This is a genomic window from Acidovorax sp. GW460-11-11-14-LB4 (genome assembly GCF_059423685.1).
In genome coordinates this window covers 36,105-52,994 of the sequence record NZ_JBWKYJ010000019.1, presented here as the reverse complement: position 1 = coordinate 52,994, position 16,890 = coordinate 36,105, and the positions used below count along the sequence as shown (strand labels likewise).

21 protein-coding genes and 1 tRNA gene are annotated in these 16,890 nt (G+C 61.5%); 18 read left to right on the top strand and 4 right to left on the bottom strand.

The window, feature by feature from the left end; genetic code table 11:
- Positions 1 to 14 precede the first annotated feature (14 nt).
- From thrC to moaD, 4 genes are all read left to right on the top strand, one after another.
- The gene (gene thrC, locus AC07X4_RS09805; protein ID WP_494739958.1) at positions 15 to 1,460 is read left to right on the top strand and encodes a threonine synthase; all 1,446 of its coding nucleotides are present in this window, start codon (positions 15 to 17) and stop codon (positions 1,458 to 1,460) included.
- 144 nt (positions 1,461 to 1,604) lie between these two features.
- Positions 1,605 to 2,174: a molybdopterin-guanine dinucleotide biosynthesis protein B gene (gene mobB / locus AC07X4_RS09800; RefSeq protein ID WP_288852980.1), complete on the top strand. Its 570-nt coding sequence runs from the start codon at positions 1,605 to 1,607 to the stop codon at positions 2,172 to 2,174.
- Positions 2,159 to 3,412 carry a molybdopterin molybdotransferase MoeA gene (locus AC07X4_RS09795; RefSeq protein ID WP_494739957.1) on the top strand — a complete coding sequence of 418 codons (1,254 nt, stop codon included), beginning with the start codon at positions 2,159 to 2,161 and terminating at the stop codon, positions 3,410 to 3,412. The genes mobB and AC07X4_RS09795 overlap by 16 nt, the downstream gene beginning before the upstream one ends.
- Positions 3,409 to 3,660, top strand: a complete 252-nt coding sequence (moaD, locus tag AC07X4_RS09790) for a molybdopterin converting factor subunit 1 (RefSeq protein ID WP_056061518.1) — start codon at positions 3,409 to 3,411, stop codon at positions 3,658 to 3,660. Before AC07X4_RS09795 ends, moaD begins: the two co-directional genes overlap by 4 nt.
- 33 nt (positions 3,661 to 3,693) lie before the next feature.
- Here the strand turns inward: moaD and dapA are convergent, their stop codons facing one another.
- The 3 genes from dapA to AC07X4_RS09775 all read right to left on the bottom strand — a co-directional run bounded on the left by dapA (position 3,694) and on the right by AC07X4_RS09775 (position 5,467).
- Positions 3,694 to 4,572 carry a 4-hydroxy-tetrahydrodipicolinate synthase gene (dapA, locus tag AC07X4_RS09785; RefSeq protein ID WP_146871198.1) on the bottom strand — a complete coding sequence of 293 codons (879 nt, stop codon included), beginning with the start codon at positions 4,570 to 4,572 and terminating at the stop codon, positions 3,694 to 3,696.
- Between the two features lie 272 nt (positions 4,573 to 4,844).
- The gene (locus AC07X4_RS09780; RefSeq protein ID WP_146871197.1) at positions 4,845 to 5,204 is read right to left on the bottom strand and encodes a hypothetical protein; all 360 of its coding nucleotides are present in this window, start codon (positions 5,202 to 5,204) and stop codon (positions 4,845 to 4,847) included.
- A gap of 8 nt (positions 5,205 to 5,212) precedes the next feature.
- The gene (locus AC07X4_RS09775; RefSeq protein ID WP_056061527.1) at positions 5,213 to 5,467 is read right to left on the bottom strand and encodes a hypothetical protein; all 255 of its coding nucleotides are present in this window, start codon (positions 5,465 to 5,467) and stop codon (positions 5,213 to 5,215) included.
- 87 nt (positions 5,468 to 5,554) lie between these two features.
- Here AC07X4_RS09775 and AC07X4_RS09770 point away from each other — a divergent pair, with 87 nt between their 5' ends.
- Together AC07X4_RS09770 and AC07X4_RS09765 are read left to right on the top strand one after the other, a co-directional pair.
- Entirely contained in the window at positions 5,555 to 5,785 is a 231-nt protein-coding gene (locus AC07X4_RS09770) for a hypothetical protein (RefSeq protein ID WP_056061531.1), read from the top strand.
- A 48-nt stretch (positions 5,786 to 5,833) separates the two neighbouring features.
- On the top strand, positions 5,834 to 6,310 hold the full coding sequence (locus tag AC07X4_RS09765; RefSeq protein WP_056061533.1) for a molybdenum cofactor biosynthesis protein MoaE: 477 nt from the start codon (positions 5,834 to 5,836) through the stop codon (positions 6,308 to 6,310).
- 94 nt (positions 6,311 to 6,404) lie between these two features.
- Here the strand turns inward: AC07X4_RS09765 and AC07X4_RS09760 are convergent, their stop codons facing one another.
- Complete coding sequence (locus AC07X4_RS09760) at positions 6,405 to 6,671, bottom strand: hypothetical protein (protein WP_494739956.1); 267 nt, start codon at positions 6,669 to 6,671, stop codon at positions 6,405 to 6,407.
- 383 nt (positions 6,672 to 7,054) lie between these two features.
- Here AC07X4_RS09760 and rpsO point away from each other — a divergent pair, with 383 nt between their 5' ends.
- The 12 genes from rpsO to nuoF all read left to right on the top strand — a co-directional run bounded on the left by rpsO (position 7,055) and on the right by nuoF (position 16,890).
- A complete protein-coding gene (rpsO, locus tag AC07X4_RS09755) occupies positions 7,055 to 7,321 on the top strand; it encodes a 30S ribosomal protein S15 (RefSeq protein ID WP_005793232.1) in 267 nt (88 codons plus the stop codon).
- 207 nt (positions 7,322 to 7,528) lie between these two features.
- Entirely contained in the window at positions 7,529 to 9,772 is a 2,244-nt protein-coding gene (pnp, locus tag AC07X4_RS09750) for a polyribonucleotide nucleotidyltransferase (protein WP_056061536.1), read from the top strand.
- Positions 9,773 to 9,867: 95 nt separating this feature from the next.
- On the top strand, positions 9,868 to 10,854 hold the full coding sequence (locus AC07X4_RS09745; RefSeq protein ID WP_056747674.1) for an NAD(P)H-quinone oxidoreductase: 987 nt from the start codon (positions 9,868 to 9,870) through the stop codon (positions 10,852 to 10,854).
- A gap of 2 nt (positions 10,855 to 10,856) precedes the next feature.
- Positions 10,857 to 11,606, top strand: coding sequence for a triose-phosphate isomerase (gene tpiA / locus AC07X4_RS09740; RefSeq protein ID WP_056747675.1), 750 nt, complete (start codon positions 10,857 to 10,859; stop codon positions 11,604 to 11,606).
- A gap of 42 nt (positions 11,607 to 11,648) precedes the next feature.
- Positions 11,649 to 12,014, top strand: a complete 366-nt coding sequence (secG, locus tag AC07X4_RS09735) for a preprotein translocase subunit SecG (protein WP_494739955.1) — start codon at positions 11,649 to 11,651, stop codon at positions 12,012 to 12,014.
- A 114-nt stretch (positions 12,015 to 12,128) separates the two neighbouring features.
- Positions 12,129 to 12,213 (top strand) — tRNA-Leu (locus tag AC07X4_RS09730).
- A gap of 73 nt (positions 12,214 to 12,286) precedes the next feature.
- Positions 12,287 to 12,646 carry an NADH-quinone oxidoreductase subunit A gene (locus AC07X4_RS09725; RefSeq protein WP_056061547.1) on the top strand — a complete coding sequence of 120 codons (360 nt, stop codon included), beginning with the start codon at positions 12,287 to 12,289 and terminating at the stop codon, positions 12,644 to 12,646.
- A gap of 24 nt (positions 12,647 to 12,670) precedes the next feature.
- Entirely contained in the window at positions 12,671 to 13,150 is a 480-nt protein-coding gene (locus AC07X4_RS09720; protein WP_007849129.1) for a NuoB/complex I 20 kDa subunit family protein, read from the top strand.
- Positions 13,151 to 13,160: 10 nt separating this feature from the next.
- Positions 13,161 to 13,769 carry an NADH-quinone oxidoreductase subunit C gene (locus AC07X4_RS09715; protein WP_108497213.1) on the top strand — a complete coding sequence of 203 codons (609 nt, stop codon included), beginning with the start codon at positions 13,161 to 13,163 and terminating at the stop codon, positions 13,767 to 13,769.
- Between the two features lie 27 nt (positions 13,770 to 13,796).
- On the top strand, positions 13,797 to 15,050 hold the full coding sequence (locus AC07X4_RS09710; RefSeq protein WP_056061550.1) for an NADH-quinone oxidoreductase subunit D: 1,254 nt from the start codon (positions 13,797 to 13,799) through the stop codon (positions 15,048 to 15,050).
- On the top strand, positions 15,047 to 15,535 hold the full coding sequence (gene nuoE, locus AC07X4_RS09705; RefSeq protein WP_494739954.1) for an NADH-quinone oxidoreductase subunit NuoE: 489 nt from the start codon (positions 15,047 to 15,049) through the stop codon (positions 15,533 to 15,535). Before AC07X4_RS09710 ends, nuoE begins: the two co-directional genes overlap by 4 nt.
- On the top strand, positions 15,535 to 16,890 hold the full coding sequence (gene nuoF, locus AC07X4_RS09700) for an NADH-quinone oxidoreductase subunit NuoF (RefSeq protein WP_056061561.1): 1,356 nt from the start codon (positions 15,535 to 15,537) through the stop codon (positions 16,888 to 16,890). Before nuoE ends, nuoF begins: the two co-directional genes overlap by 1 nt.

Here is a 16,890-nt window from a genome sequence, read left to right as displayed (position 1 = left end):
GACGGGAACCCCTCATGAAGTACCTCAGCACCCGCGGCCATGCAGACCGCAAGCAGTTTTGCGACATCCTCCTCGAAGGCCTGGCGCCCGATGGTGGTCTGTACCTGCCCGAGCATTACCCGCAGGTAGATGACGCCATGCTCACGCGCTTGCGCAAGGCTTACCACGAGCAAGGCTATGCCGAGCTGGCGTTCCAGATCCTGTCGCTCTACATCGACGACATCCCCGCTGCCGACCTGAAGGCCCTGTGCGCCAAGACGTACACCGCCGAAGTGTTTGGCACGGGCGAGATCGTGCCCCTGCGCCACCTCGAAGACGGCCTGTGGCTCGAAGCCCTGTCCAACGGCCCCACGCTGGCCTTCAAGGACATGGCCATGCAGTTGCTGGGCAACCTGTTCGAGTACGAACTGGGCCGCCGTGGTGAGCAGCTCAACATCCTGGGCGCCACCAGCGGCGACACCGGCAGCGCGGCCGAATACGCCATGCGTGGCAAGGCGGGCGTGCGTGTGTTCATGACCAGCCCGCACGGCCGCATGAGCGCCTTCCAGCAGGCGCAAATGTTCAGCCTGCAGGACGAGAACATCCACAACATCGCCATCGAAGGCGTGTTTGACGACTGCCAGGACATCGTCAAGGCAGTCTCCAACGACCACGCCTTCAAGCACAAGTACAAGATCGGCACGGTCAATTCCATCAACTGGGCGCGCCTGCTGGCGCAGGTGGTGTACTACTTTGCGGGCTACATCCAGGCCACCGAGACCAACGACCAGAAGGTCAGCTTCACGGTGCCCTCGGGCAACTTCGGCAACGTGTGCGCCGGCCATGTGGCGCGCATGATGGGCCTGCCCATTGCCAAGCTGGTGGTGGCCACCAACGAGAACGATGTGCTCGACGAGTTCTTCCGCACCGGCGTGTACCGCGTGCGCAGCAGTGCCGACACGCACGAGACGTCCAGCCCTTCGATGGATATCAGCAAGGCCAGCAACTTCGAGCGTTTCATTTTCGACCTGCTGGGCCGCAACGGCCAACGTACCAAGGCCTTGTTCGGCGCTGCATTGCAAACCTACGGCCGCTTTGACTTGAGCGCGGAGCCGCTGTTTGCCGATGCCGCCACCAAATACGGTTTTGAGAGTGGCAAGAGCACCCACGCCGACCGCTTGGCCACCATCCGCGACAACTATCAGCGCCATGGCGTGACCATCGACACCCACACCGCCGACGGGGTGAAGGTGGCCCTTGAGCATCACCAAGACCCCAACGTACCGATGATCGTGCTGGAAACGGCGCTGCCCATCAAGTTTGCCGAAACCATCGTCGAAGCGCTGGGCCATGCGCCCGAGCGGCCTGCCAAGTTTGCAGGCATCGAAGACCTGCCCAAGCGTGTACAGGTGATGCCCGCCGACGTGGACTTGGTCAAGGCCTACATCGAACGCCATTGCTCCCCTGCCGCGCTGGGGTGAACGGTCGGTACCTGCCTGTCCGCGTGAGCGGCCGGCAGATGCCGGGCGGGCCAGGACAAGGTCGTTTGTGGTCAATATTGCCCCGGGCGCTAGTCTGGCATGCACTTAATGCTATAAATAACATAGCTAATCAAGGAGCAGTGGATGAAGGTTGTCGGTTTTGCCGGGTTTTCCGGCAGTGGCAAGACCACGCTGGTCGAGCAGTTGATCCCCGCGCTGCGGCTGCGGGGCCTGCGAGTGTCGGTGGTCAAGCATGCCCACCACAGTTTTGATGTGGACCACCCGGGCAAGGACACCTACCGCCACCGCGAGGCGGGGGCTTTCGAGGTGGTCGCGGCATCGGACAAGCGCCTGATGCTGGTGCGCGAGTTCGAGCAGCCCGCCACCCTCAGCGTGCACCACCTGCTGGCGGAGCTGTACCAGGGTGTGGACTGGGTGCTGGTGGAGGGTTTCAAGGACAGCGACCTGCTCAAGATCGAAGTCTGGCGAGCCCCCGAGCCAGGGCAAGTGGCCAAGCCCGTGCGTTACCCCGAAGACGACTTTGTGGTGGCTGTGGCCACTGATGCCCCCGAGAGCCTGCCGGTCGCCACGCAATTGCCCTTGCTGGACCTGAACGCACCCGACCAGGTGGTGGACTGGCTCATCCAGTACGAACACCGCTTTGAGTACAACTGGGAACTGCACGGGGGGCTGCTGCCATGCGCCCCGCAATGAAGCCGCTCAAGCCGCTGGACGAGGCGCTGGCGGACCTGCTGGCGCACGCCCAGCTGCTGCCAGGCTCCGATACCGTCACCACCTTTGACGCCGACGGCCGCGTGCTGGCGCAAAGCTGTGTGTCGGCTCTGCAGGTGCCTCCCCAGGACAACAGCTCGATGGATGGTTACGCCGTGCGCTGCGCCGACGTGGCAGCGGCAGGGGTGTTGTTGCGCGTGTCGCAGCGCATTCCTGCCGGCAGTGCGGGCGACCCACTGCAGCCCGGCACGGCAGCGCGCATCTTCACCGGTGCGCCAGTGCCTGCAGGTGCCGATGCCATCCTGATGCAGGAAGACTGTGAAGCCCTTGCGGCGGCCGATGGCTTGGGCTCGGTGCGTATCAACGCCGTTCCGCGAGCCGGGCAGTGGATCCGCAGCGCGGGCGAAGACATCACGCGGGGTGCGGTGGTGCTGTCGGCTGGCACGCGTCTCACTCCGGCCGAACTGGGCCTGGCCGCCAGCATTGGTCAGCACCAGCTGCAGGTCGTGCGCCGCCCGCGCGTGGCGCTGTTTTCCACGGGCGATGAACTGGTCATGCCCGGCGAAGTCCCGCCCGAGCAGATGCGCCCCGGTGCCATCTACAACAGCAACCGCTTTTTCCTGCGTGCGATGCTGCTACGCTTGGGCTGCGAGGTGACCGACTTGGGCATCGTGCCCGACCGGCGCGAGGCCACCATCGACGCCCTGCGCCAGGCCAGCAGCGCGCACGACCTGATCCTGACCAGCGGGGGCGTGAGTGTGGGTGAGGAAGACCACATCAAGCCTGCTGTGGAGACTCTGGGCACGCTGGACCTGTGGCAGATCGCGATGAAGCCCGGCAAGCCGTTTGCCTATGGCCAGATCCCGCGTGAAGGCGGTGCTGCCCACTTCATGGGCCTGCCCGGCAACCCGGTGTCTAGCTTTCTGACCTTTGCATTGCTGGTGCGGCCCTTTGTGCTGCGGCTGCAGGGCGTGCAGGACGTGACTCCACAGGCCGTGGCGGTGCGTGCCGATTTCACCTGGCCCAAAGCCGATAAACGCCGCGAATTTCTGCGCGTACGGCACAACGCGGCGGGCGGACTGGACCTGTTCAACAACCAGAGTTCGGGCGTGCTCACTTCGGCCGCCTGGGGTGATGGCGTGGTGGACAACCCGGCGGGCCAGACGATTGCGCCAGGCGATATGGTGCGGTTTATCGCGTTTTCGGAGTTGCTGGGATGAAGGTCTCTGTGCGCTACTTTGCCTCGATCCGTGAGGCCATTGGGCACGGCAGCGAGGCGGTCGAAACCGCTGCCACCACGCTGGGCGCCTTGCGCGATGAGCTCATCGCACGCGGTGGTGCCCATGCCAGCAGCCTGGCGCGGGGCCGGGCCGTGCGCATGGCACTCAACCAGACCTTGAGCGACGAGTCCGCCACCCTGGCCGATGGGGCCGAGGTGGCTTTCTTCCCCCCGGTTACGGGCGGTTAACCGGGGCGCTCCCGCGCTCGCCAGCACGTCACCTCAAAGCGCCTTCAAACGATCTTGCAGCGCCTTTGAGGCCGGCATCATCGGCGCGCGCAGTTCACTGTGCATCCACCCTGCATGCGCCAGCATGGCCTTGAGCGGGGCAGGGTTGGGCTCTGCAAAACACGCTTCCACCCAGGGTTGCAAGGCCTGCCACAAATGGCGGGCTGCGGGCAGGTCGCCCTGACGCAGCAATGCCATCAACTCCACAAAAAGCGGCGTCTGCCAGTGTGCACAGGCAGAGATGGCGCCTGCGCCACCGAGGGCCAGCGTATGGAAGATCTGCGCGTCTTCGCCCGTCAGCACCTGCAGCCGGCCATCGGCGATCAGGGCCTGCGTCTTGGCCGTGTTGCCGCCACAGTCCTTGATGGCCTCTATGCGCGGATGTGCGGCCAGCGCCAGCAGCGTTTCGGTGGTGAGCGTGGCGCCTGTGCGGTACGGAATGTCGTAGATCAGCAGGGGCACCGCGCTGGCATCGGCCAGAGTGCGGAACCAGTGCAGCAGGCCCTCCTGCGAGGGGCGGATGTAGTGCGGGGCGGACACCAGCAGGCCTGCCACCGGGTAGTGTGCAAGGGCCTGCACCTGCTCCAGCACCTGGCCCTGGTGGTAGCCCGACACGCCCATCACCACGGGCAGACCCTGGGCGGCGCTGAGCACGGTATCCAGCACCTGCAGTTGCTCGGCCTTGTCGAGGGCCGCGGCCTCACCGGTCGAGCCGCAGGCAACGAAGCCCGCAACGCCGTCGGCACGCAGCCGGGTGGTGAGGGCGGCAAGGGCCGGGTGATCCACGGCGCCATCCTTGAACGGTGTGACCAAGGCGATCCAGAGCCCGCTGAACAGCGGCTGGTGGGAGGTAGCGGTATCGGTGGCAGACATGCGAAGCGTCCTTTCAGGGTTCGACCAGGGGAAGAACCGTCTGGAGGGAGCGCGCGCGGAATGCCGGGGAGTGAAACGAGAAAAGGAAATTTCTCTACCAGGTGGTTCCGTCGCTCATCCGGACGGAACCACAGCTCCGGTCAGATGAGCTCTGGTTTTTTGGTTTTGCCCACGCACTGCAACGCCACCGCAAGTGCGGCGGTCATGGCAAAGGGGGTGTGCGTGGACATGGGCCGCAGTATAGCCAAGCGCGCACCGTGTCCCAAGGTTGGTCAGCCTGCCTGCGGTGGCTGGGCCGCGTCGGCTGCAGATTCAGGCTGCGGCGGAACTAGCACGGGGCATTGCCACACCAGCAGCTCGGCCAGTCGGGTGACGATCCATGTCGCTTCGGCCACCGCCACGCCAGATTCGGCCGTGCACAGCCCCGCGTGGATGCGCTGCAGGATCTCGGTCTCGGAAGGCGCCTGCACGTGGTACAGCGTCTGCGCGTGCTCCACCAGGTGGCCTGCCAAGTCTTCGCACAGTTCGTAGCGGGCGCGCACGCCGTCCGCCTTTTCCGTCAGGCGCCCTCGGGTGTCGGTGTACACCGCCATGAAGGAGGGCGGCACGTGGATCTGGTTGTCGTCGTCCATGGGGTGGTTTAGTCGGGGGTGAACAGCCGTTCGAACTTGGCCTGATCGGAGGCCAGCTCGAAAGTCACCACCTGGCCCATTTTCATGTCCGACAGGCGGCAGGCACCAAACAGCGTCGTTTTGCCCGCCAGCTCCATCACATCCAAGTCAATGATGGCGTAGGGGTGGGGCACGAAGACCTGGTGCTCGAACACATCGCGGACCGTATTGCGCGGGGATGGGTAGAGCTTGTAGAGATCGGTCTGAATCGTTTGCGTGGCCATGGGTGGAAAGGGCTTGGAAGATCACGTACCGGATCGCATGCGGGTACAGTGCGGGCGAATCGTACAGACAAACGTTATTACCAATCTATGGCACGCAATAAAAGTGAATGGCCCGCCAAGGTGCTGGCGTTGGTTCGGGGCGGCAACCTGCCCGCTGCCATTGCTCAGATCAAGGTGGCACCGACCGTGGGCGACGTCACGCGGCTGCAGGCATTGCTGGCGCAGTTGCCCCCATCGCCCGCACTGGCGCAGTTGAACAAGGTGGTGGAGGAAGAACGTGCCCTGCTGGCTGCGCCACGGCTGCATCGTTCGCCCTGACGCGACTTCCTGTCTGAACTCCACACTCCCTGCTGAGAGCCTTTTGTCATGACCTTGCCCCGCGTTTCTATTCAGACCGAGGACTTTGACCTGTCCACCGAAATCGCTACCTTGCGTCGTGAGAACAAGGGTGTGGGCGCTGTCTGCAGCTTCGTGGGCACCGTCCGTGATCGCAACGAGGGGGATCAGGTGTCCTCCATGGAGTTGGAGCACTACCCTGGCATGACCGAAAAATCCATCGAAGCCATGGTGGACGAGGCCTTTCGGCGCTTCGATATTTTTGGCGCCCGCGTGATTCACCGCGTAGGTCTGCTGCAGCCCCTGGACCAGATCGTGCTGGTGGCGGTGACCAGTGCCCACCGGGGTCAGAGTTTTCAGGCCTGCGAGTTTTTGATGGACTACCTCAAGACCCAGGCGCCGTTCTGGAAAAAGGAACAAACCTCACATGGCGCTCGCTGGGTGGATGCACGGGTGAGTGACGATGCAGCGCTCGCGCGCTGGGGGATCACGGCGGCCAACGCCTGAAAGAGCAACGGCCTTTTCGCAGCGCCGGCGCCACGCCCCGGGGTGTCTCTGAGGGATGCGGATGACTTCAGGCTTGGCAGCGTGGTGTGTGGGGTCACGGTTTGTGGGTGTATCCGAGGCAGGCGCCCGCATTGGCGCGCCCCTTGCACTCCCGATACAGCCGGCGGTCGCGTTCCGAGCGGCTTTCCTCGGATGAGCTTCGCTCCTGTTTCACCTTGGTGGATTTCTTTTTCTTGCTCACTTCGCTATGGCCGCTTTGGGTCGCATTTTGGGTGGTGGCGTGGCTTGCCCCGGTATGCAGCCCGAGGCCAAGGGCCAGCATCCACGAAAGCAGGGGAGCGATAACCTTGCGCAGTGCCACGTTGGTCGAGGGGTGGAGGGCCGGGGGGAATGGCATGTTGAGTGGTCCGGGGGAGTGAATGTTGGGATGCCGGGGCGCCGGGTGATCTTAAAGTGGGCTTGGGCTGCAATGCTTCGAGGCGGGCTCACGCCGATGAGGCCTGTGCTGCGGCGTATCCTCTACGCTACACCGGCGGCGAAGGGCGGCAGCAAGCCCCCGTGTTCTGGTCCGGCGAGATCGGGCTGGCAAGGTGCCTGTGGGCTGGTCAGAGGCGAATTGAGGGCCTCGGGTTATAATCCACGGGTTTTGCATGGTGCAAGACGCACGCCTGCGGCCGTTCCAGCTGCTGGCGCAAGTAAAAACCATGGTCTTCCGCCTGCGGCAGGCCACATTCAAGGAAAAACATGATCGCATCCTCCATCAAGGCCGAAGTCGTCAAGGCGAACGCCCGTGCTGCCAATGACACTGGTAGCCCAGAAGTGCAAGTGGCCCTGCTGACCGCTCGCATCAACGAACTGACTCCCCACTTCAAGACGCACGCCAAGGACCACCATGGTCGCCGTGGCCTGCTGCGCATGGTGAGCCGCCGTCGTAAGCTGCTGGACTACCTGAAGGCCAAGGACGCTGACCGTTACACCGCGCTGATCGCCAAGTTGGGTCTGCGCAAGTAATCTTCATTGCATGCCAAAACGCCTGGGTTAGTCCGCTAGCTCAGGCGTTTTTTACTTCGGAGCCGCAAAACAGAGCGAAGCTGTGTCATTCCAATGAAGTTGTTGTTACTGCCTGGCGCAGAACTTCCCTGGAATGGCATCGTGTTCTGAATTGCTCTCCAAGACAATCTGGTAGGGCACTACCAGCTATTAAAACAGGAGCTGAACATGAGCATTTTTAATAAAGTCACCAAGACCTTCCAATGGGGTGACAAGACCGTCATCATGGAAACCGGCGAAATCGCCCGCCAGGCCTCTGGCGCCGTGCTGGTGAATATTGACGACACCGTGGTGCTGGCCACTGTGGTCGCCTCCAAGTCCGCCAAGCCCGGCCAGGACTTCTTTCCCCTGACGGTGGACTACATCGAGAAGACGTATGCTGCCGGCAAGATCCCTGGCAGCTTCTTCAAGCGCGAAGCCAAGCCCAGCGAGCACGAAACCCTGACCAGCCGCCTGATCGACCGCCCGATCCGTCCGCTGTTCCCCGAAGGTTTCTTCAACGAAGTGCACGTGGTGATCCACACGGTGTCGCTGAACCCTGAAGTGGATGCCGACATCGCTGCGTTGATCGCTACCAGTGCTGCCCTGGCCATCTCTGGCATTCCGTTCAACGGCCCCATTGGTGCCGCACGCGTGGGTTATATCAACGGCGAGTACGTGCTCAACCCTGGCCAGACTGCGCGCAAGAACTCGCAAATGGATCTGGTGGTGGCGGGTACCGAAGCCGCAGTGCTGATGGTCGAATCCGAAGCCCAGCAGCTGTCTGAAGAAATCATGCTGGGTGCCGTGGTGTTCGGTCACGAGCAAGGCAATGTGGCCATCAACGCCATTCACGAACTGGTGCGCGACGCGGGCAAGCCCGTGTGGCAATGGGAAGCGCCTGCCAAGGACGAAGCCCTGATCGCCAAGGTGGTGGCACTGGCCGACGACAAGCTGCGCGCTGCCTACCAGATCCGCAACAAGCAAGCCCGCACCCAGGCCTGCCGCGAAGCCTATGCAGCCGTGATGGCGGCGTTGAAGGCCGATGGTGTTGAGTTCGACGCCGTCAAGGTTGAAGGCATGCTGTTCGACATCGAAGCGGGCATCGTGCGCAGCCAGATCCTAGCTGGCGAGCCCCGCATCGACGGCCGCGATACGCGCACCGTCCGCCCCATCGAGATCCGCAACAGCGTGCTGCCCCGCGCCCACGGCTCAGCCCTGTTCACGCGTGGCGAAACCCAGGCGCTGGTCGTGACCACGCTGGGCACCGAGCGTGATGCACAGCGCATCGATGCGCTGGCTGGCGAGTACGAAGACCGCTTCATGATGCACTACAACATGCCTCCCTTCGCCACCGGCGAAGTGGGTCGCATGGGCTCGACCAAGCGCCGTGAAATCGGCCACGGCCGTCTGGCCAAGCGTGCTCTGGTGGCTGTTCTGCCGACCAAGGAAGAATTCCCCTACACCATGCGTGTCGTGTCGGAAATCACTGAGTCCAACGGTTCCTCGTCGATGGCTTCGGTTTGCGGCGGCTGCCTGTCGCTGATGGATGCCGGCGTGCCCATGAAGGCCCACGTGGCCGGTATTGCGATGGGGCTGATCAAGGACGCCAACCGTTTCGCCGTGCTGACCGACATCCTGGGCGATGAAGATCACCTGGGTGACATGGACTTCAAGGTAGCGGGTACCACGGGCGGTATCACGGCCCTGCAGATGGACATCAAGATCCAGGGCATCACCAAGGAAATCATGCAAGTGGCACTGGCCCAGGCCAAGGAAGCGCGCATGCACATCCTGGGCAAGATGCAGGAGGCCATGGGTGAAGCCAAGACCGAAGTGTCGAACTTCGCGCCCAAGCTGTACACGATGAAGATCAACCCCGAGAAGATCCGTGACGTGATCGGCAAGGGCGGCGCTGTGATCCGTGCGCTGACCGAAGAAACTGGCTGCCAGATCAACATCGAGGAAGACGGCACCATCACCATCGCCGCTACCGACGCTGCGAAGGCCGACGAAGCCAAGAAGCGCATCGAGCAGATCACGGCAGAAGTCGAGATCGGCAAGATCTACGAAGGCCCTGTGACCAAGATCCTCGACTTTGGCGCGCTGATCAATCTGCTGCCTGGCAAGGATGGTCTGCTGCACATCAGCCAGATCGCTCACGAGCGCGTCGAAAAGGTGTCTGACTACCTGACCGAAGGCCAGATCGTGAAGGTCAAGGTCATGGAAACCGACGAAAAGGGCCGTATCAAGCTGTCCATGAAGGTGTTGGCAGATCGTCCCGCCGGTGGCAGCGACCGTCCAGCGCCTGCAGAACGTGGCGATCGCGAACCCCGCCGTGATCATGGTCGCGATGGCGGCCGTCATCCCGCAGAGCAGCAACAGCAGCAGGCCCTGCCTGCAGATGGTGCGTCTGTTCAGGTGAATGGCTAAATTGTTGATCTGCTATTGATTTGGTAGCTGCTGGTGCATATAAATCATGCGCTAGCGGCCTAAATCATCTGAATCCATCTTCGGTAAACCCCGTTATGCATGCTGTTGAGATCACATCGTTTGGTGGGCCTGAGGTGCTGCGTCTGGGTGAGCGCCCCGCTCCTGTAGCGGGTGCGGGTGAGCTGCTGATCCGCGTGGCGGCCAGTGGCATCAACCGCCCAGATGTATTGCAGCGAATGGGCCACTATGCGCCGCCTCCTGGCACCTCGGATCTTCCGGGGCTGGAGGTCGCGGGGGTGGTTGAGTCGGGCGATGCTTTGGCGATGGCAGAGGCGGGCATTCGTGTGGGTGACCGTGTTTGCGCCTTGGTGGCGGGTGGTGGTTATGCCCAGTGGTGTGTGGCGCCGGTGGTGCAATGCCTGCCGGTGCCTGATGGCTTCAGTGACGTAGAGGCTGCATCACTTCCGGAGACGTTCTTCACGGTGTGGAGCAATGTCTTTGACCGTGCGCGTTTGCAAGCCGGTGAAACCTTCCTGGTGCAAGGCGGTACGAGTGGCATTGGCGTGACGGCTATTCAGCTGGCACGTGCCTTCGGTGCTACCGTGATTGCCACCGCTGGGAGCGATGACAAGTGTGCAGCGTGCCTGGCGCTGGGCGCGCACCACGCCGTCAACTACAAGTCTCAGGACTTTGTGGCCGAGGCGAAACGAATCACCGAGGCGCGTGGTGTTGATGTGGTGCTCGATATGGTGGCAGGTGACTATGTCGCCCGCGAGGTCGAATGCCTGGCCGAGGACGGCCGGATCGTCATCATCGCCGTGCAAGGGGGTGTGCAGAGCGGTTTCAATGCCGGGTTGGTGCTGCGCAAGCGGCTCACCATCACAGGGTCCACGTTGCGTCCGCGTCCCGTGGCTTTCAAGGGTGCGATTGCACGGGCGCTGCGTGAGCATGTCTGGCCCTTGCTGGCAGCGGGCAAGGTGCGTCCGGTCATCCACAGCACGTTTGCTGCTGCGGATGCGGCACAAGCCCATGCGCTGATGGAGTCCAACCAGCACGTTGGCAAGATTGTTTTGACGTGGTAATCATGAACAACAAGAAAAAACTCATCGCTGGCAACTGGAAGATGAATGGCAGCCTCGCTGCCAACGAAGCGTTGTTGAAGGCCTTGATTGCGGGTGCTGCAGATGTGGCTTGTGATGTGGCCGTCGCAGTGCCTGCGCCCTATCTGGCGCAGGTGCAGGCGTTGACCGCCGGCACTGCCATTGCGGTGGCAGCACAGGATGTGTCTTCCCACGAGGCGGGTGCCTACACTGGTGAGGTATCGGTGGCCATGCTGAAGGATTTTGGTGTGCGCTATGCGCTGGTGGGGCACTCTGAGCGCCGCCAGTACCACGGTGAAACGGACGCGATCGTGGCGGAGAAGGCCCAGCGCGCGCTGGCGGCCGGTGTGACGCCGGTGGTCTGTGTGGGGGAAACACTGCAGGAGCGTGAAGCGGGACTGACCGAGGCGGTGGTCAAGCGGCAACTCGCAGCGGTAATTCATCTCAACGGTCATTGCATCAGCGAGATCGTGGTGGCTTACGAGCCAGTGTGGGCCATTGGCACGGGTCGCACTGCGTCGCCGGAGCAGGCGCAAGCCGTGCATGCCGTGCTGCGCACCCAGCTGGCAGCTGCGAGCGAGCATGCGGACCGCATCCGGTTGCTGTATGGCGGCAGCATGAATGCGGCCAATGCAGCCCAGTTGCTGGCGCAGCCCGATATCGACGGTGGCCTGGTCGGTGGGGCTTCGCTGAAGGCGCCCGACTTTCTACAAATCATTGCGGCCGCCCGTTGAAGCGGCTGCGAGTCAAACAATTCAATCAGGAGTGAACAGAGAATGAACGTGATCGTGAATGTGATTTTGGCGGTGCAGATGTTGGCGGCCCTGGCCATGATCGGCCTGATCTTGATTCAGCATGGCAAGGGAGCCGACATGGGGGCGGCTTTCGGTAGCGGCAGTTCGGGCAGCCTCTTTGGCGCCAGCGGCAGCGCCAACTTCCTGTCCCGTACCACGGCCGTGCTGGCTGCAGTGTTCTTTGTTTCTACGCTCGCGTTGGCCTACTTTGGCAACGCTCGTCCCGCCAGTTCGGGCAGCGTTCTGGAAACGCCAGCCGCTGCCGTGCCTGCCGGCGTACCTGCTTCTGAGGTGCCTGCAGCGCCTGCCGCTCCCGCTTCGGGCGCCGCGCAGATCCCGACCAAATAATTGAACTGAATTTCGGCTCGCAGGGCCGAAGCAGGGTTTTTCCGGAGTAGAATTCTGGATTGTCTGGAAAGCCAAAGCCGCAAGGTTCCTCATGCCATCCAGATGCAAAAATCAGCCGTCGTGGTGAAATTGGTAGACACGCTATCTTGAGGGGGTAGTGGCGAAAGCTGTGCGAGTTCGAGTCTCGCCGACGGCACCAAAACAAAGGCCTGCCTGCATGACCCGGCTTGGGTCCTGACGGGCAAGGCCACAGCGGTGAGCACATCCTCAAGATGAACCTCGATCAGTACCTCCCCGTCCTTTTGTTCATCTTGGTCGGCATCGCCGTAGGCGTTGTCCCCCTTGTACTCGGCTACATACTGGGCCCCAACCGCCCGGATGCCGCAAAGAACTCCCCCTACGAATGTGGCTTTGAAGCCTTCGAGGATGCGCGCATGAAATTCGATGTGCGCTACTACCTCGTGGCCATTCTCTTCATTCTGTTCGACCTGGAAATCGCATTCCTTTTCCCGTGGGCGGTCACGCTGCACGAGGTGGGCGTGGCCGGTTTTGTGGCGGTCGTGATTTTCCTGGCCATTCTGGTCGTGGGTTTTGCCTACGAATGGAAAAAGGGCGCCCTGGATTGGGAATGAGCGGACTTCAACAAGGACAATGCAATGATTGAAGGCGTGATGAAGGAAGGCTTCATCACCACGAGTTACGACTCCGTGGTGAACTGGGCCAAGACCGGTTCTCTGTGGCCGATGACGTTTGGTCTGGCTTGCTGTGCTGTGGAGATGATGCACGCTGCGGCGGCCCGGTATGACATCGGTCGTTTTGGTGCGGAAGTGTTCCGTGCCAGCCCTCGTCAGTCCGACCTGATGATCGTGGCAGGCACACTGTGCAACAAGATGGCCCCCGCACTGCGCAAGGTGTACGACCAGATGTCCGAGCCGCGCTGGGTCTTGTCGATGGGTTCGTGTGCCAATGGTGGTGGTTACTACCACTACAGCTATTCGGTGGTGCGCGGTTGTGACCGCATCGTGCCGGTAGATGTTTATGTGCCAGGTTGCCCTCCGACGGCAGAAGCTCTGATCTACGGGATCATCCAGCTGCAGCAGAAGATCCGCCGCACCAACACCATTGCTCGTGTCTGAAGGGTTGATGATGACAGCTGTTGCCATTCGGCCTGAGAAGCTTAAAGAGAATATCTCTGCGGCGCTGGGTGCCAAAGTGCGCCAGATTTCGGTCGCTCTCGATGAGGTCACCCTGGTGGTCGCTGCTGCGGACTATCTGGATGCGATGCGCTTGCTGCGCGATTCGGAAGGTTGCCGTTTCGAGCAGCTGATCGATTTGTGCGGTGTGGACTATTCTGCATATGGCGATGCAGCCCACGAGGGTGCACGCTACTGTGTGGTGTCGCACCTGTTGTCGGTCAGCCTCAACCAGCGAGTGCGCGTAAAGGTGTTCTGCCAAGACGATGATTTCCCGGTCGTTGCTTCGGTAGCTGAGTTGTGGAATGCAGCCAACTGGTACGAGCGCGAAGCCTTCGATCTGTTTGGCATCGTGTTTGATGGTCATAACGACCTGCGCCGCATTCTCACGGACTACGGATTTATCGGGCACCCTTTCCGCAAGGATTTCCCCTTGTCTGGACATGTCGAAATGCGTTACGACGCCGAGCAGCGCCGTGTCGTGTATGAACCCGTGTCCATCGAGCCGCGGGAAATCACGCCCCGCATCATCCGCGAAGACAAGTACGGAGGCCTGCACTGAGTCGCCTCGCGCCTCATGTGATCCATCATGGCTGAAATCAAGAACTACTCCCTGAACTTTGGTCCGCAGCACCCTGCGGCGCACGGTGTGTTGCGCCTGGTGCTGGAGCTGGACGGCGAGGTTGTGCAACGCGCTGACCCGCATATCGGTCTGCTCCATCGCGCCACCGAGAAGCTGGCCGAGCACAAGACCTACATCCAGTCACTGCCCTACATGGACCGGCTGGACTACGTGTCGATGATGTGCAACGAGCACGCCTACTGCCTTGCCATCGAGAAGCTGCTGGGCCTGGAAGTGCCGGTGCGCGCGCAGTACATCCGCGTGATGTTCTCCGAGATCACGCGCTTGCTGAACCACCTTATGTGGTTGGGTTCGCACGGCAACGACTGCGGCAGCTCCACCATCCTGATCTACACCTTCCGCGAGCGGGAAGACCTGTTTGACATGTACGAGGCGGTTTCTGGCGCGCGCATGCATGCGGCCTATTTCCGCCCGGGCGGCGTCTACCGCGACCTGCCCGACAGCATGCCGCAGTACAAGGTCAGCAAGATCAAGAATGCCAAGGCGCTGGAGGCGTTGAACCAGAATCGTCAAGGGTCTCTGCTGGACTTCATCGACGATTTCACCCAGCGTTTCCCAGGCTGTGTGGACGAATACGAAACGCTGCTCACAGACAACCGCATCTGGAAGCAGCGCACGGTAGGCATCGGCGTGGTGCCCCCCGAGCGAGCCCTGAATCTGGGTATGACCGGCCCCATGCTCCGTGGCTCCGGTATCGCCTGGGACCTGCGCAAGACCCAGCCATACGACGTATACGACCGTGTGGATTTCGATGTGCCAGTGGGCAAGACAGGTGACTGCTACGACCGCTACCTGGTGCGTGTGCAGGAAATGCGCGAGTCCAATCGCATCATTAAGCAATGCGTGGACTGGCTCAAGGCCAACCCCGGTCCTGTGATCACGGACAACCACAAGGTGGCTGCGCCCGCGCGTGAATCCATGAAGTCGAACATGGAAGAGCTGATCCACCATTTCAAGCTCTTCACGGAAGGTTTCCACGTACCGGAAGGCGAGGCCTATGCGGCGGTGGAACATCCCAAGGGCGAATTCGGTATTTATCTGGTGAGTGATGGTGCCAACAAGCCTTACCGACTCAAGATCCGGGCGCCGGGTTTTGCGCATCTGGCGACGCTCGACGAAATGGCGCGTGGCCACATGATCGCGGACGCTGTCGCCATCATTGGCACTATGGATATCGTGTTCGGAGAGATTGACCGATGATTACCGAAGTGACCAAGGCGCGGTTTGCGCGCGAAGTGGCCAAGTACCCTGCGGACCAAAAGCAGTCTGCGGTGATGGCTTGCTTGTCCATCGTTCAGCAAGAGCAGGGCTATGTCAGCGCCGAGAGCGAGGCAGTGATCGCCGACTATCTGGGCATGGCGCAGATCGCCGTGCACGAAGTCACGACCTTCTACAACATGTACAACCAGCAACCGGTGGGCAAGTACAAGCTCAACGTGTGCACCAATCTGCCCTGCCAGTTGCGCGACGGGCAAAAGGCGCTGCATCACCTGGAAAAGAAGCTGGGTGTTTCGATGGGTGAGACCACATCTGACGGCATGTTCACTCTGCAGCAATGCGAATGCCTGGGTGCTTGCGCTGATGCGCCTGTGATGCTGGTGAACGATCGCACGATGTGCAGCTTCATGGACAACGACAAGCTCGACCAGCTCGTTGACGGCCTGCGGGCCGCGGAGGGCCAGTGATGACCACGGCAGCACAAATACTCTCCCAGTTCCAAGCTACGGGTGTTCAGACCTGTTTCCACGACCGCCATATCAACCCCCAAATCTATGTGGGCCTGAATGGCAGCAACTGGAGCATCAAGGACTACGAGGCGCGTGGTGGCTATCAGGCGCTGCGTCGTATCCTGGGCAAGGATGGTGAAGAGGGCCTGACGCAGGATCAGGTCATTGCCACTGTCAAGGAGTCTGGCTTGCGTGGCCGGGGTGGTGCAGGCTTTCCGACGGGTCTCAAGTGGAGCTTCATGCCCCGCTCGTTCCCCGGCCAGAAGTATCTGGTGTGCAATTCCGATGAGGGCGAGCCTGGTACCTGCAAGGACCGTGACATCCTGCAGTTCAACCCGCACATCGTCATCGAAGGCATGATCATCGCAGCCTATGCGATGGGCATCTCGGTGGGCTACAACTACATCCATGGCGAGATCTTCCAGACCTACGAACGGTTTGAAGCCGCTCTGGAAGAAGCGCGGGCAGCAGGTTATCTTGGCGACAACATCCTGGGCAGCAGTTTCAGCTTTCAGCTGCACGCAGCCCACGGTTTTGGTGCCTACATTTGCGGTGAAGAAACTGCATTGCTCGAATCGCTGGAAGGCAAAAAGGGGCAACCCCGTTTCAAGCCACCGTTTCCGGCCAGCTTTGGCTTGTATGGCAAGCCCACCACCATCAACAACACGGAAACCTTTGCGGCTGTGCCTTGGATCATCCGCAATGGCGGTGCGGCTTATCTGGAGTGCGGCAAGCCTAACAACGGCGGCACCAAGATTTTCTCGGTATCTGGTGACGTCGAAAAGCCAGGAAACTATGAGGTGCCGTTGGGTACCCCATTTGCCAAGCTGCTGGAACTGGCCGGTGGCGTGCGCAAAGGCCGTCAACTCAAGGCGGTGATTCCTGGTGGTTCATCGGCCCCTGTCCTGCCTGCATCCGTCATCATGGAATGCACGATGGACTACGACTCCATCGCCAAGGCTGGCTCCATGCTGGGCTCTGGTGCCGTGATCGTCATGGACGATTCCCGGAGCATGGTTGAGAGCCTGTTACGCCTGTCGTATTTCTATTCGCATGAATCCTGCGGCCAGTGCACGCCTTGCCGTGAAGGCACGGGATGGATGTGGCGCGTGATCGATCGCATCCAGCATGGCCAGGGTCGTGAGGGTGACCTGGATCTGCTCAATTCGGTGGCGGACAACATCCAGGGCCGCACCATCTGTGCGCTGGGTGATGCTGCTGCCATGCCTGTGCGCGCCATGATCAAACACTTCCGTCCCGAGTTTGAGGCACTGATCCGGAACAAGGCTCCACAAGCCGCGACTTCCGTCTGA